The organism is Olleya sediminilitoris, assembly GCF_016785945.1.
Taxonomy (GTDB): Bacteria; Bacteroidota; Bacteroidia; order Flavobacteriales; family Flavobacteriaceae; genus Olleya; species Olleya sediminilitoris.
In genome coordinates, this window is record NZ_JAEMEF010000007.1 from 122,958 (window position 1) to 138,665 (window position 15,708).

Below are 15,708 nucleotides of genomic sequence, written 5' to 3' on the forward strand. Positions count from 1 at the left end.
AATAAATAAACGCTTTCAATTTCTTGAAAGCGTTTTTAATATCATATTCTAAATAAGAGTAACTACATACGCTCTGGCACGTCAATTCCTAATAGGTTAAAAGCATTTTTAATAGTATTAGCTACAGCTTGAGATAACTGTACTCTAAATACAATTTCATTTTGTGTTTCTGCACCTAATATTGATACGTTTTGGTAAAAACTATTGAAAGCTTTTACTAAATCATAAGTATAATTAGCTATTAAAGCAGGACTGTGGTTATTAGCTGCAAGTTGTATTACTTCTGGAAACAACTGTAATTGTTTAATTAAGTCTCGTTCTTTATCTTCTAAAGCAACATCACTAGACTTAAGTGTTACACTAGTATCTTCATTAGCTTTGCGTAAAATAGATTGTATTCTAGCATAAGTATATTGTATAAAAGGACCTGTATTACCTTGAAAGTCTATAGACTCTTTTGGGTCAAACAAAATACGTTTTTTAGGATCTACTTTTAGTATATAATATTTTAAAGCGCCTAAACCTATTGTTTTATATAGTTCTGCTTTTTCCTGATCTGTATAACCATCTAATTTGCCTAAATCTTCAGATATGGTTTGAGCTGTATCAGCCATTTCAACAATTAAATCATCTGCATCAACAACAGTACCTTCTCTACTCTTCATTTTACCTGAAGGTAAATCTACCATTCCGTAGCTTAAATGAAATAAGTTTTTAGCCCAATCAAATCCAAGTTTTTTAATAATTAAAAACAATACTTGAAAATGGTATTCTTGCTCATTACCAACAGTATAAACCATACCTCCAACATCAGGATAATCTTTTACACGTTGTATAGCTGTACCAATATCTTGAGTCATATAAACTGCTGTCCCATCAGAACGAAGCACTATTTTCTCGTCAAGACCATCATCTGTCAAATCACACCAAACAGATCCATCTTCTTTTTTAAAGAATACACCAGATTTTAAACCTTCTGCAATAAACTCTTTACCTAAAAGATACGTTTGACTTTCATAGTATAAGTTATCAAAATCAACACCAAGGTTTTTGTAAGTCGTATTAAAACCATCATAAACCCAACCATTCATTGTTTCCCAAAGGGCAACTACTTCTTTATCTCCTGCTTCCCATTTTTGAAGCATTTGCTGAGCTTCAGTTAAAATAGGTGCTTCCTTTTTAGCATCCTCTTCTGTTTTTCCTTTGGCTACTAAAGCTGCTATTTCTTTTTTATATTCTTGATCAAATTTGACATAGTAATTACCTACTAATTTATCTCCTTTTAATCCTGTAGACTCTGGTGTTTCATTGTTTCCAAAACGCTTCCAAGCCAACATACTTTTACAAATATGTATACCTCTATCATTAATAATTTGCGTTTTGTAAACTTTTTTACCTGAAGCTTTCAAAATTTCAGAAACACTATAACCCAATAAGTTATTTCTAATATGTCCTAAGTGTAAGGGTTTGTTTGTATTAGGTGAAGAGTATTCAACCATAACAGCTTTATTTTCCGCGGAAGCGTCAACAAAACCATAATTTACATTTTGTTTTATAGTATTGAAAAAATCCACAAAATAGAAAGCTGAAATTTCAAGATTTAAAAACCCTTTTACGACATTAAAAGCCTCAACTTGCTCTACATTTTGCACTAAATACTCACCAATAGCTTGACCAATTTGGACTGGATTACCTTTTACAACACGTAACATAGGAAACACGACTACTGTAATATCTCCAGCAAATTCTTTTCTAGTTGCTTGAAACTCGACCGTTTCTAAATTAGCATTATAAATGGTATTAACCGCTTGTTTAATGTGTTGCTCTAATGTGTTTTGAAGACTCATGAATTGTACTTTTTTGAAAAGGCAAATATAGTATTTCTTGCAAGAAATTGTTATTTTTTGATAGGCTTTATATTAGATTAACTAACCGTTATATGACCTGTATTTAAAACACTTTAAAACAGTTACATTACATGAAGAAAACAAATCTTACCGTTAGTCTAATTTTTTGGTATTACCTCTTAAAAATTATGTTTTAAACTTATTAATATTGACTTTTATGTTTTGAAGGAAAATCCCTCTATTTTCTTCTTTTAATTTAATTAACTTAGAAAGTACATAAAATTTTAAAGTTTATTTTGAGACATTCGCAATTTGTCACGTTTTATGTACAGTTAAATTTTTAAATGAAGAGACTACTTGTCCTATTTTTATTATGTAATTTAACCTTTGGTTTTTCTCAAGATGAAGAGCTAGAGCGCTTAACTATACAGTTAGCTTATCAAAATCCAGATTCGATTAAAGTTAACACTTCTCTGAATATTATAAAATACTTATTTGAAGACAAACAATATAGCAAAGCATTGAAATTTGTTAACGAAAGTGAAAAGCTTGCAAAAGATATTGACTACAAAAAAGGACTTGCAAATATCATTTTATACAAAGCTAAAATCCATACCCAAGAAGGAAACATACATAAAGCAATAGATTATTTTAAAACCGCTAAAGTACTTTTCTCTAATATTGAAGACTCAATATCTGTTGCACAAATAGATAGTAATCTTGGAATAATTGAGATTAAAAATGGAAATTACAAAGACGGATTAGCTCATGCATTAGCTGCTATTAACGAGTTAGAAAAACGTGAACTATATGATGATTTGTCAAAAAATTATCAAAGTCTTGCCAAAGCTTACGATACTGCTGGAAACACAGAAAAGGCAATTGCTTTTAATATTAAAAAACTAAATGTAGATAAAAAATCAAACAGCATCGCTGGCTTAATTGAAACTAATAAAGAATTAGGCTACTTATATCTAAAAAAAGAAAAATATAATCTAGCCATTAACTATTTTGAGAGTGCTTTAGGTTATGCTAGCTCTAAAGACCACAATTTGCGCGCACAAATATTACCTCATCTTGGTAACGCATATCTGAAAAATAACGATTACCGTACTGCAACCAGATATCTAGCTGAATCAATAAACATTAATAGACGTTTAGATAATAAAAACGAAATTTTAATTGCCTTAAATAGTCTTGGAGAATTAAACTTAAAACAAAACCGTTTAAGGACTGCTGAAGCACAATTACTTGAAGCTTCTAATTTAAGTCGAGTTACACATAACGACCAAGAACTTTTGCGTAATTACCAGCTAATGAAAATATTAGATTCTACTAACGGTAAGTTTGATAATGCCTTTGTTTGGCAAGGTGAATACTATAGACTTAAAGAAAAAATAGACTCTAAAAAAATTGATAAAGATCCTATAAAAGAAGTTGACACTATTGAAGAAGCTATGATAGAAGTCAATGCTTTATTGCAACCTTCTGAATTAAGTAATAATTCTATTAGCAGAAAGAAATTTGACAAGTTTAAACTTATCTTTTATGCACTTCTAGCTGCATTTGCTGTAGTACTAACCTTTTTTGTATTGCTATTTGTAAAGCGAAAAAATCGCTTAAAATATACTAAACAACTTGAGGCACAAAACAAGAAAATAGAATTACAAAATGAGGCTATTTTAGAACAAAGTAAACATCTAGAAAACATTAATAAAGTAAAAGATAAACTATTTTCAATTGTATCTCATGATTTAAAAGATACTTTAACTTCTACAAAGGGGTTTATTGATTTATTAAAAGAAGGACAATTATCTCAAGACGAATTTCAAACCTTGCTTCCTGAATTAAGCGAAAACGCCAACAACGCCTCTTTACTTTTATTTAATTTATTAAATTGGTCTAAGTCCCAAATGCAATCTTTAGAGCCAGAACCGTCTTTATTTGACATTAAAGAAGTATTCCTTGAAAAAGTAAAACTAATGGATCAAAAACTTGAATCTAAAGGCATCACATTATTAGATAATACTTTATGTGATTTTGTTTTTGCAGACAGAAGTATGGTAGAAATTGTTATACAAAACCTTTTAGCCAATGCAGTTAAATTTTGTAATCATGGCGACAGTATATCTATTTCAAATCAAATTAATAGCGATAAATCTATTTTAAGTATATCTGATACAGGTGTTGGTATTAGCAAAGAAAATCAAGAGAAACTATTTGGAAATAATACGTTTTCTACTAGAGGAACTAATAAAGAAAAAGGTACTGGTTTAGGTTTAACTATTTGTAGAGAGTTAGTAGAATTAAACCAAGGTAGAATATGGGTAGAAAGTACTTTAAATTTAGGGAGTACTTTTTATATAGAACTCCCTAAGAATAAAACTAATAATTTAACTAAGCCTTTGGAAGAAACACCTCAGCCATCATACAGCGAGCACTTCCACCTCCACAAGTCTCAATAGTCGTTAGTGCACTAGATAATATTGGGCAATGTGCCTCAATCAAGTCTTTTTGTGATTTAGATAGGCTATCATGAGCAGCTTGACTCATAACCAAATACAAAGCATCATCTTGACCTCTTACTTGTAACATATTGCCAGCAAATTGATGCATTTGTTTTTCAGTAATGGTTATCACTTTTTTTCCTGTTTTTTCTAAATTAGAAACAACTTGCTTACGTTCCTTTTTATTATCAATTGTTTCTAAACATATCACAGCAAAAGTTTCTGCTAAACACATCATAACATTAGTATGATAAATAGGCAAACGTTTACCATCTACCGTTTGATTTGCTGTAAAAACGACAGGTGTGTATTCAAAATCTTCACAAAACTCAATAAACAATTCCTCATCAGCACGAGGTGATAAAGCGCAATAAGCAATACTATTAACACGATCTAATAAAATACTTCCTGTACCTTCAAGAAAATAACCTTCTTCTTCAGCTGAAGTATAATCTATAATATCTTTAATTTTAAAACCTTCTTTTTCTAATCTTAAAAAAATAGCTTCGCGTCTTTCACGTCTTCTGTTTTCTGCAAACATTGGATACATTGCTACATCTCCATTTTCATGAAAACTCACCCAATTATTAGGAAAAACTGAGTCTGGAGTATTCAATGCTTTATCATCATTTTCAACAATAACATTAACTCCTACAGCTTTAAGTTTCTCTACAAAAGCATCAAATTCTAAAGTAGCTTTTTCGTTTATTTCTGCATTTTTTAAATCAATTTCTTCTTGAAAAAAATTATTTACAGCAGTTTCTTCATTCATTCTGAAATTAACAGGACGAATCATTAATATGGTATTTGTTGTTTGTTTCATGGTTAAATATTTCGGCAAAAATAATTCAATTAAATATTAAATTCATTTAAAAAAAGTGAATTAATTACGCGTAGTAATATCCTTTAAACTTTATGGATTAATTTAAATTAATAAATCAACCATTTTAAAGTTTATGGTGTGGAATTAGACACTTGCAATAATTTACCATTATAAAACTGATGACCTGTTAAAGCAAAATTTGCTATATAATTTGCCATTTGCTCTGGAGTATTAGGAGCTTGGTAACCAGGAAAAGCCTCTTCTAACATTTCGGTTTGAACAGCTCCTAAGGCTAAAACATTAAACGAAGGTCCATGTTCATTATACTCTTCGGCAAGCAACTCGGTTAAAGTTATTACCGCTCCTTTACTAGAACTGTATGCAGATAAGCCTGCAAATTTCATGCTACCTTGTACGCCTCCCATTGAGCTAATGGTTAAGACATGACTACCTTTATTCATAAAAGGTAATACTATTTTGGTCATTTGAGCAACACCAAAAACGTTAGTTTTGTAAACATTTTCAAAATCCTTCATACTGGTTTCAGCAAAAGGTTTATTAACTATTGCTCCTGCATTATTTATTAAAACATCAACATGTTTCCAATTGTTTTGGATAAACGCTTCTACCTTAGAATAGTCGTCTTCTATAGACAAATCAAAAGGTAAGGCTGTCGTATTTTTTAATTTTAAAGCCTCAATAGGTTCAGCATTTCTAGATAATGCTAATACATTGTGTCCTTGACCAATTAATAGTTTGACTAATTCAAAACCAATACCTCTACTGGTTCCTGTGATTATTATATTTTTAGTTTTCATTTAAAATAATTTCTTTTTCAGATGCATTAACAACTTTTTCTAAAACAGGTCCAAGATTATTTATTAGACTAGTCATAAAAGTATAATCTAATTTATCTACCTCATCATCAACGTGGTGATAATAATCAAAATTAGTTAAATCGCAAGATGAAATTGTATGTGATGGCACATTAAACTCTGTAAAAAATGCATAATTATCAGAACGTTTAAACAAACCATATTTTTTAGCAACATCTGAAGCACCAATTAATTTACTTCCAGCATGTTTATTAATAACCTCAGCTAAATTAGACTTTTCAAAACCTGTAATAAAGGCTTGATAATCTCTGTCTTTAAAAGGTACACCAATCATTTCTAAATTAATCATTGTATATAAATCAATATCAGCTTCTTTTAAGCGTTTAGCGATATGCTTAGAACCAAGTAAACCTTTTTCTTCAGCAGAAAATGTTACAAACAACACACTACGCTTATTTGCTTTTTTAGCTCCAAAGTATTTGGCTAATGCAATCACACCAGCTGTTCCTGCTGCATTATCATTAGCTCCATTTGCAATACTATCGTTTGCAACAGTTTTACTTTGTCCAATATGGTCATAATGAGCACCAATAACTACAAATTCGTTTTTTAACTTTTCATCTTGACCTTCTAAAAAACCAACTACATTAAAAGCCTCTAAATCGCCTACTTGAAATACATCTCTAAAACTATTAAAATAAGGTTTTAATCCTGCAGATTTAAAATTTGTCTCAACATAATTAGCTGCTTCTGCAATACCTGCTGTACCTACATCACGACCTTGTAAATCATCTGATGCCAAAATACTTACCATATTGGTTACTTCTTGAGTCGTTAAAGTGTAATCTTTTTGAGTTTCTGGTTTGCTTACTTTTGTTTTACAAGCGCTAACAACTAGCAAAACAGCACTTAATAGTATGATTTTTTTCATGTGAATTTATTTATGTTTAAAGATAAAAAAATCCCAAATCAATTATATTGAAATGGGATTTTATATGTTTTTATTTCCGCTATAGCGAAAATATTATACTAGCATCGTCACTGGGTTTTCAATAAAACCTTTTAATGTTTGTAAAAATTGTGCTCCTGTAGCTCCATCCACTGTTCTGTGATCACAAGCTAAGGTTAACTTCATAGTATTACCTGGTACAACTTGACCGTTTTTTACTACAGGTTTTTGAACAATTGCTCCAACCGAAAGTATCGCAGAGTTAGGTTGATTTATTATAGAAGTAAAACTTTCTATACCAAACATACCTAAGTTAGAGATAGTAAATGTACTACCTTCCATCTCATCTAAAGATAATTTCTTTTTTCTAGCACGACCAGCAAAATCTCTTACAGCTGCACCAATTTGAGGTAAAGACTGCTCATTAGCAAACTTAACAACTGGGACTAATAAACCGTCTTCTACAGCTACTGCTACACCAATATGTACGTGATTGTTTAATTTCATTTTATCATCAAACCACTGAGAGTTAACTTGAGGATGTTGACGTAATGCTAAAGCACAGGCTTTAACAATCATATCGTTAAATGAAATTTTAGTATCTGGAATAGAGTTATATTGCGCTCTAAATGCCATAGCGTTATCCATATCAAACTCCACATTTAAATAATAATGAGGTGCTGTAAATTTAGATTTAGCTAAGTTTTTAGCAATAGCTTTACGCATTTGCGAGTTTGGTTTTTCGTCAAAATCTTCTTGACCTGTAGCAACAAATTTAGCTACTGGAGCAGAGGATTGTGTAGATCCAACTGGAGAGAAGTTTTCTATATCACGTTTGACAATACGTCCATTTTCTCCAGAACCATTAACTTGAGATAAATTAATTCCTTTTTCTTCCGCCATTTTTTTAGCTAATGGAGAAGCAAAAATACGTCCTGTTGTATTTGTAGTAGTCTCTGCTTTAGGAGCAGATTCTGTTTTAGTGTCTTGTTTAGGAGCTTCTACTTTAGCGTCTTGTTTTGGAGCCTCTTCCTTTTTAGGTGCTTCACCACCAACAGTAAAGTTTTTAGCTATGTCAGCAACATCAGTACCTTCTGGTCCAATAATTGCTAATAATGAATCTACTTTGGCAGAATCACCTTCGTTTAAACCTACGTATAATAAAGTACCTGATTGAAAAGATTCAAACTCCATGGTTGCTTTATCAGTTTCAATCTCTGCAAGGATGTCACCTTCTTCTACTACATCTCCAACATTTTTTAACCATGAGGCAACTGTACCTTCTTCCATAGTATCACTTAACCTTGGCATAGTAACAACAGTTACTCCTTCAGGAATCTCTTGAGAAGTTGATGCTTCCGACGTATCATCATTAGATGCAGATTCATCACTTGATGTTTCAGTTGCATCTGCAGAAGCTTCTTTAGTACTTCCTCCGTCTAATAAACCAGAAATATCTTCACCCTCTTCACCAATAATAGCTAAAAGTTTATCTACTTCAGTAGTTTCTCCTTCTTGTACACCAATATGAAGTAAAGTCCCTTCGTGAAAAGACTCAAATTCCATGGTTGCTTTATCAGTTTCAATTTCAGCTAGGATATCACCTTCTTCAATTTTATCTCCAACTTTTTTTAACCAAGCAGCAACAGTCCCTTCTTCCATGGTGTCACTAAGACGTGGCATATTTATAATTTCAGCCATATTTTATTTGATTTTATGGTCTATAAATGGATAATCTTCTTGCTCGTATACTGCATCGTACATCACATTCTTTTCAGGATATGGAGACTCTTCAGCAAATTTCTCACATTCAGATACATTAGCTTTGACACGTTTATCAATAACTTTGATTTCATCTTCTGTAAGATATTCTTTTTCTAGAATTACATTTTTAACTTGTGTAATTGGATCTAGTTTTTTGTATTCTTCTACTTCGTCTTTAGTTCTGTAGTGTTGCGCATCAGACATTGAGTGCCCTCTGTAACGGTAGGTTTTTACTTCCAAGAATGTTGGACCATCACCACGACGTGCACGTTGTATAGCTTCGTCAAAAGCTTCAGCTACTTTAATAGGATTCATTCCATCTACAGGACCACAAGGCATCTCGTAACCTAAACCTAACTTCCAAATATCTGTATGGTTTGCAGTACGCTCAACTGAAGTACCCATTGCGTATCCGTTGTTTTCACAAACAAAAACTACTGGCAACTTCCAAAGCATTGCTAAGTTAAAAGACTCATGTAATGACCCTTGACGTGCTGCACCATCACCAAAACAACAGATAGTTACACCATCTACATTGTGGTATTTATCACCAAAAGCGATACCTGCACCTAAAGGAATTTGACCTCCTACAATACCATGTCCTCCGTAAAAACGGTGTTCTTTAGAGAAGATATGCATTGAACCACCTAGTCCTTTTGAGGTACCTGTAGCTTTACCATATAATTCTGCCATGACACGTTTAGGATCAACACCCATACCTATTGGCTGTACGTGATTACGGTAAGCTGTAATCATTTTATCCTTGGTTAAATCCATTGCATGTAAAGCGCCTGCTAAAACAGCTTCTTGCCCATTATACAAGTGAAGGAAACCTCTAACCTTTTGTTGAATGTAGACTGCTGCAAGCTTGTCTTCAAACTTTCTCCAAAACAGCATGTCTTCATACCATTTTATATACGTTTCTTTTGTTACTTTTTGCATTGGTGACGTTTGTATTATTTTTTTCGTATAACAAAAGTAACACATTAGTTAGTAATGAAAAAACTGAAAATAGTTATTTTGTTACGAAATCGATTTAGTTATAATGCTGATTTATCAAAAACAAGAGGTAAAATATTTGCTAACGAATTTGATCGCACCACTTTACCAGTTTCTCCCATAAAATACAACTCTATTGGTTGCTCTTGTTTTACTTCGTACTCTGCAATAGCTTGTCTACATGCTCCACAAGGAGGAATAGGTTCTGTTGTAGGATTGATCTGAGAACCAGCAATGATTGCCATTTTCAAAAATTTTGCTTCGGGAAATTGTGCTCCTGCATAATATATTGCTGTACGTTCTGCACATAATCCTGATGGGTAAGACGCATTTTCTTGATTGCTACCTGTAACAACTTCGTTATTATCTAACAATAAGGCAGCTCCAACATTAAATTTAGAGTATGGTGCATAAGCTTTATTACGTGCTTCGGAAGCTTTGTCCATTAAAGTTTGTATATCCTGAGGTAACTCGGTAATACTATCAAAAACTTGTAATGTGGTTTCTATTTTTACTTCATTCATAATTTAAATATACGCAACTATTTTAGACAAAAAAACTATTGCTTTCACAATAGTTTTTTGATCTTTATTATAATTTGTTTTAATATTCTGTATAAGTTCCTGCTCCTAAGTTAAACGTTAAAGAAAAACGCAGAGTACTCTCTAAAGGACTTTGCACTTGAGAGGCTGAAAATAAATAAGATAAGTCTACATTAATAACATTATACTTAAAACCTGCACCTAAAGCAAAAAACTTACGAGCTCCTTTAGTTTCATGCTCATTAAAATATCCTGCTCTGAAAGCAAAAGAATCTTGGTAAGTATACTCGGCACCTAAAGCATAAGTAAACTCTTGTAACTCTTCTTTAAAACCTCCTGGAGCATCTCCAAAAGACTGAAATACACCAGATAAAAATGGTACATCAGGATCTTGTCCTGAGATAATCACATTTGAAGCAACTGTATCTCCTAAATCATCAACATCTTCATCATAAACACCATTACCATTATTGTCTGTGTAATTATATTCTGTTCCTAATTCTGGTGGAGTTGGTACTAATAATTTAGAAAACTCAGCTGTAACTGCTACTGTATTATATTGGTCTAATATAAAATCAAATCCTCCTCCTAATCTTAAGTTAGTTGGCTGGAAGTTTTCTTGACCTTCTTCATCATACTTAAACTTTGGACCTAAATTTTGAATTGCAAATCCACCTCTCCAACGACCATTAAAATCGCTGTAAGCTTCCTCTTCACTTTGGTAATAACCAGTAATATCTGCTCCAAAACTACTAGCTGCAGTTGCATCAACATTATCTGTTTGCAATTTTAAATCTGATCTTAAATATCTTAAGCCAATAGCCATTCCAAATTGATCACTTAATCTTAAGGAATAAGATACATCTATTGTAAATTCATTTGGCTTTTGAATTAAAGGTGTAGAAAATTCGTCTTGAACAAATTCAATTTCACCTAATGAAAAGTATCTAAACCCTACACCAAAAGCACTATTTTCATCGATACGATTAAAGTAAGATACTGAAGCTAATCCTATATCATTAACTAATTTACTTAAGTATGGAGTATAACTTAATGTTACTGCAGATTTATTAGTATTAAACGCATTTTTAGAAGCATTCCAAAATTGAGAATATCCATCTGGAGAAGTTGCAACACCCATATCACCTAAACCAGCAGCTCTAGCATCTGGAGCTATAAGTGCAAAAGGAATACCTGTAGTTATAACTCTAGAGTCTGGACTATTTGGAATTACAGTTGTTTGAGCCATACTTTTCAAAGATAAAAGTAAGACTGTAGCTATTAATATTTTATTTTTCATGTATCAATTTTAGTTAACAAATATAATTTATTATTAGAGGATTACAAGTTTCTCTATTTTTTCTACTGTTTTATTAGTGCTTTGTGAGTGCACTTTTAGCTTATAAATATAAGTCCCTTTTCCTATTTTATCTCCAAAATCATCGCGTCCATCCCATACAATATCTCGAGATGTAGATTTTATGTTTTTTCCTCCAGCTAAAGCTGTTTGTCCATTTAATGTTCTTACCAATTTACCTGACACAGTAAATATTTGTACTGAAATATCTAAAACTTCTGAACTATTATGACTAAACCAAAATTCGGTATAATTAACAAATGGATTTGGGTAATTTAGCACGTTATTTATGACCAAACTTTCATTTTCATTATAAACAACAAATTGTATTTCGGCTGTAGCCGAATTATTATACACATCCCACGCTTTTAGATTTAGAGTATGCAAACCAGGCTCTAAATCTCTGAAAGGAAAATCTAAACTTCCCTTTGTATAATCATCAACATCTGTAAGGTAATAATCGTTTAAAACATATGGATTAACTTCGTCTCCATCTAAAATAGCAACAATATCATGACCTATACCACTTGCTGTGTTTATTCCGTTATCGTCTTCAAATTTAGCTAAAAGTAAAGGCGATTCGTTTGTTATACCTCCTGAAACAAATGCTTCGTCATTCATGTATAACTGAATTGTTGGTCCAATATTGTCCTCTGCTGCATTTGGATTAATACCACCAATCTTTAACGTTTCTACGCTTGCTCCTGTTTTATCTTCTAAAGAGTTTTCTTGAGTAGCGTAAAAACTAACCTTTCCGGTTCCTACAGGTATACCTATATCTTTTGGAACTATAAAATCAATTTCCCATTGTCCGTTAGTTACTGTAGCTTGACCTCTAAAAACTATAGATCCTAAAGTTGTATAATTTAACTTAATTATTCCATTAGCATCAGTTGTATTGTCATTAGCTAATGTTTCACGTTCAATTTGCTTATCATAAATAGTTGTTGTTAAAACACCATTATAATCTGTTAGTGTATTTCCGTTTACATCTGTAACAACACCTTCTAATTTAGCATAACTTAAAGCTTGTAAGACATCTGTTTCTTGTGTTACTGATACATCATTAACTTTAGTTAATCTAATATCTGACTGAGGAAAGGCAAGTTGCAAAGCAGGGTCACCAATATAAAATGCTAAACTTTTTTGTGCATTTGAAAAATCAGGATCGTTTTTTGCTAATCTTAAAGCTTCGGCTATTGAAGGATATTCATAATCACTATAAGTATCATTAGTACTGTATGAAAACAAATACTCTTTTAATATTTTATTGAAGTCTTTACCTACAGTAACAAAAATTTGTCTAGTTGTAGTTATCAAACCAATAGAACCAGCATCTTTATTCCAATAAATAAATTCGCCAGCAGTAATCCTTAGTGGATTATCAAATCTTGTAAACTCACAGGTTACAGTTACAAACAGATTTAACTTACAATCATTATTCAAGGCTTCTGCATCTGTATTCTGAAAAATACGCTCAAAAGCCAAACCGTCTTCTCCACCATGACCAAAATAGTTAACCATAATTGCACCTCTCTCGATTGCGTTTGTCATAGCTTCTTTAACTTCAGGATAGCGATCTCCTCCAGCTGAAGCTTCTTGCTGATACGAATCCGAATGAATTTTTGTTACATTAATAAAAGGTTTAAATGCTGTTACCTCGTCACCAATTTCATCTGTTGTTTCTTGCAAAGTAGCTTCCCAAGCCTCATCAACATCATCGGATACAACTACAAAATTGTTTCGCCAGCTACCTAAAGCCTCTTTGGAATAATACGTTTCAACCTTATCCACCATTTGACTTGCTCTTAAAGGTGTATCAGCCAAGACTCTTCCAACAGCTATATCCAATTTATTAGCGTTATTAAAGACATCTAAAGTTCCTTCGTTATCGTCAACATAAGCATAAAAGTCGTCAGATATAAATGAACTTGATAAATTAAAACTACTATAAGCATTCCAAGTTGGAAAATTATATGTATTGCTAGCAATACGACCCTTGTAATCAAAAGATGAATCACCAAAAATGCAAAGGTATTTTACTCGGTTTTCCGGAGTACTAGCATTATCGTACACGTACTTAACAAAATTACGTATACCAGCTATATCAGGATTACCAGAAGAAAACTCAGTATAAATTTCATCTAAAATGACAACTTTAACGTTTAAATTTTTCTTATCTCTATTAATCTGAGCTAAGCGTTGGGCTTGACCTAAATGTGACCTTGTTGTTAACATTAAATAGTCTATGTCTTGAAAAACCCCTTGAGCATTCTGAAAAATTGTACCTTTTAAATTAATATTGTTAACACGACTATTTTGAGATAAAATAGGTTGAAAATAGTTTTGAGAACTAACAGTGACAAAGGTTTTTAAATCTCCCATTGGAGCATTAAAACTTAACACATTATCTTGATTAGTATTAGGTATTGTTCCAACATCATATATATTTGTTACATCCCAAACCTCTTGTACCTGAGCTGCATTAGATAAATTATAATTAGCAACACCTGTAGTGTTTACTGTAGTGGATTGATTTTTAAAATGAAATTGATTACCATTAAAAGTTAAACTTCTAGTAGCCTCAATACCAATATAATCTAAATATGCTGTTGCACTAGGATTACCTTGATTGTTATAATCCAGAGTCACATTAACATCATCACTAGTGACTAAAGTATTATCTTGAAAAGTTCCTCCTGTAACATATACTCCGTCAGCAGAATTAGTCTGAGACAACGCTATGTTACCAATTGAATTGGTATTTACACTTATACCAAAACTAGTAGCATTAGAAGACGTTGTTGCTGTAACAACCTTAATATTAATAGGCTCTGAAGTTACTAAGTTTGGAAAATCAAAATTAAAACTTTGAGTGCTTTCAACACTAAAATTTTCTCCAAACCAGCGTCTACCTACAAAAATTATATTTGTTTCATCAACTTCATGAAACTTATAATCCTGAAAGGTATCAACCACCAGTGTTGCAGCAGTTGTTGGTTGTATAAAATTCTGGATTCGCTTACCCAATCCAGAACTAATATTTATGTAATAAACTGTTTTATTACTATAGGGATTAATATTTGTATTGATATAAGAAACGTCTACATCTGCAGTTGGTCCTTGTGCATAGAATAATATGTAATCTTCATTATTAAAAACACCATCATCTTCACCAATAACTTTTATTGCATTTTCTGTAGGATCAAAAGGAAAGTTAGCATTATTTGCAAAAGGCATCATTTTTCCACCATTACCAAAAATCTTTATTGTCCTTGGGTCAACAGCATCTGCATTAATACCCATTTGATTTAAAAAAGATTTAGAAATTTTAAAAACTCCAGAGCGCTCTACTTCAAACTTATACCAACTACCAGTGCTTAAAACTGAATTTGTAATGGTTTGTATATTGCTAATACGATTTGAGATACCATTTGTGTTGTAACTATAATTAAATGACACTAATTTTTTATAAGTGCTCCCAACTTTAATAATAGGGCTTAAAGTTAAAACAGCGTACTTAACGTCTCTAGCAATTGCATTTTTTAATGTTGCATTAATACTTGCAGGAATAGTATTTACATTTAAACTTTTTAAATCTGACTTGGAAATAGAAACAAATACAGGATTACTTATAATTAATGAGTTTTCATTAACTAAGCCATTGGTTTTCCATTGTTCAACAAACTGAATACCCTTATCCAAATCAAACGAAAAATTTTTAGAAGGACTAAAGGAAGGTAAAGTTAATTTGTAACTATCCGCAGCAAATGTTTGAGGACTATTCCAAACTATGCTTACTTTTTTATCTTGAGAAAATAATGGCAGGCAGTTAAGCACAACCAATAGAAATAATATCTTTTTCATTGCAATACTAACGTCTAATTTTATACGATATTATTTATTTCTTAATAATTTCATAAAAACAAGTCAAAATTACAATAATAAAATGAAAAAACGCACGTTATAGTGTTTCAAAACAACGATAAAAAGTAATTTTTATATCGTTGTAAAGTAAAAAAAATAGGATGAAGTGTAATAAAAAATTATTCAAAAAAGACATTTTTACTTGTTTTCTTGGGTT

10 protein-coding genes are annotated in these 15,708 nt (G+C 31.7%); 1 reads left to right on the plus strand and 9 read right to left on the minus strand.

The annotated features are described in order from the left end of the window. Nucleotides 1-62: 62 nt before the first annotated feature. Nucleotides 63-1,847: an arginine--tRNA ligase gene (gene argS, locus JAO71_RS09775; RefSeq protein WP_203000520.1), complete on the minus strand. Its 1,785-nt coding sequence runs from the start codon at nucleotides 1,845-1,847 to the stop codon at nucleotides 63-65. Between the two features lie 344 nt (nucleotides 1,848-2,191). Between argS and JAO71_RS09780 the strand changes: the two genes are divergently transcribed. Continuing rightward, entirely contained in the window at nucleotides 2,192-4,312 is a 2,121-nt protein-coding gene (locus JAO71_RS09780) for a tetratricopeptide repeat-containing sensor histidine kinase (protein WP_203000522.1), read from the plus strand. On the opposite strand, the gene ctlX is transcribed toward JAO71_RS09780, so the two are convergent. From ctlX to porU, 8 genes are all read right to left on the minus strand, one after another. Then, complete coding sequence (gene ctlX / locus JAO71_RS09785; RefSeq protein ID WP_116823401.1) at nucleotides 4,245-5,177, minus strand: citrulline utilization hydrolase CtlX; 933 nt, start codon at nucleotides 5,175-5,177, stop codon at nucleotides 4,245-4,247. The genes JAO71_RS09780 and ctlX overlap by 68 nt on opposite strands. Before the next feature lie 131 nt (nucleotides 5,178-5,308). Next, nucleotides 5,309-5,995, minus strand: coding sequence for an SDR family NAD(P)-dependent oxidoreductase (locus JAO71_RS09790; protein WP_203000524.1), 687 nt, complete (start codon nucleotides 5,993-5,995; stop codon nucleotides 5,309-5,311). Beyond that, on the minus strand, nucleotides 5,985-6,944 hold the full coding sequence (locus tag JAO71_RS09795) for a M28 family peptidase (protein ID WP_116823402.1): 960 nt from the start codon (nucleotides 6,942-6,944) through the stop codon (nucleotides 5,985-5,987). The genes JAO71_RS09790 and JAO71_RS09795 overlap by 11 nt, the downstream gene beginning before the upstream one ends. Nucleotides 6,945-7,037: 93 nt before the next feature. Next, nucleotides 7,038-8,663, minus strand: a complete 1,626-nt coding sequence (locus JAO71_RS09800; protein ID WP_203000526.1) for a pyruvate dehydrogenase complex dihydrolipoamide acetyltransferase — start codon at nucleotides 8,661-8,663, stop codon at nucleotides 7,038-7,040. A gap of 3 nt (nucleotides 8,664-8,666) precedes the next feature. Further along, complete coding sequence (gene pdhA, locus JAO71_RS09805; protein ID WP_203000529.1) at nucleotides 8,667-9,668, minus strand: pyruvate dehydrogenase (acetyl-transferring) E1 component subunit alpha; 1,002 nt, start codon at nucleotides 9,666-9,668, stop codon at nucleotides 8,667-8,669. Nucleotides 9,669-9,766: 98 nt separating this feature from the next. Continuing rightward, nucleotides 9,767-10,249: a cytidine deaminase gene (gene cdd, locus JAO71_RS09810; RefSeq protein ID WP_028289182.1), complete on the minus strand. Its 483-nt coding sequence runs from the start codon at nucleotides 10,247-10,249 to the stop codon at nucleotides 9,767-9,769. A gap of 79 nt (nucleotides 10,250-10,328) precedes the next feature. Continuing rightward, nucleotides 10,329-11,567, minus strand: a complete 1,239-nt coding sequence (gene porV / locus JAO71_RS09815; RefSeq protein ID WP_028606910.1) for a type IX secretion system outer membrane channel protein PorV — start codon at nucleotides 11,565-11,567, stop codon at nucleotides 10,329-10,331. 33 nt (nucleotides 11,568-11,600) lie between these two features. Further along, a complete protein-coding gene (gene porU / locus JAO71_RS09820; RefSeq protein ID WP_203000535.1) occupies nucleotides 11,601-15,491 on the minus strand; it encodes a type IX secretion system sortase PorU in 3,891 nt (1,296 codons plus the stop codon). Nucleotides 15,492-15,708: the final 217 nt, after the last annotated feature.

Coding starts and splice junctions, on each gene's coding strand:
- porU (WP_203000535.1), bottom strand. CDS start 15,491: ATGAAAAAGATATTATTTCTATTGGTTGTGCTTAACTGCCTGCCATTA.
- cdd (WP_028289182.1), bottom strand. CDS start 10,249: ATGAATGAAGTAAAAATAGAAACCACATTACAAGTTTTTGATAGTATT.
- JAO71_RS09800 (WP_203000526.1), bottom strand. CDS start 8,663: ATGGCTGAAATTATAAATATGCCACGTCTTAGTGACACCATGGAAGAA.
- porV (WP_028606910.1), bottom strand. CDS start 11,567: ATGAAAAATAAAATATTAATAGCTACAGTCTTACTTTTATCTTTGAAA.
- argS (WP_203000520.1), bottom strand. CDS start 1,847: ATGAGTCTTCAAAACACATTAGAGCAACACATTAAACAAGCGGTTAAT.
- pdhA (WP_203000529.1), bottom strand. CDS start 9,668: ATGCAAAAAGTAACAAAAGAAACGTATATAAAATGGTATGAAGACATG.
- ctlX (WP_116823401.1), bottom strand. CDS start 5,177: ATGAAACAAACAACAAATACCATATTAATGATTCGTCCTGTTAATTTC.
- JAO71_RS09780 (WP_203000522.1), top strand. CDS start 2,192: ATGAAGAGACTACTTGTCCTATTTTTATTATGTAATTTAACCTTTGGT.
- JAO71_RS09795 (WP_116823402.1), bottom strand. CDS start 6,944: ATGAAAAAAATCATACTATTAAGTGCTGTTTTGCTAGTTGTTAGCGCT.
- JAO71_RS09790 (WP_203000524.1), bottom strand. CDS start 5,995: ATGAAAACTAAAAATATAATAATCACAGGAACCAGTAGAGGTATTGGT.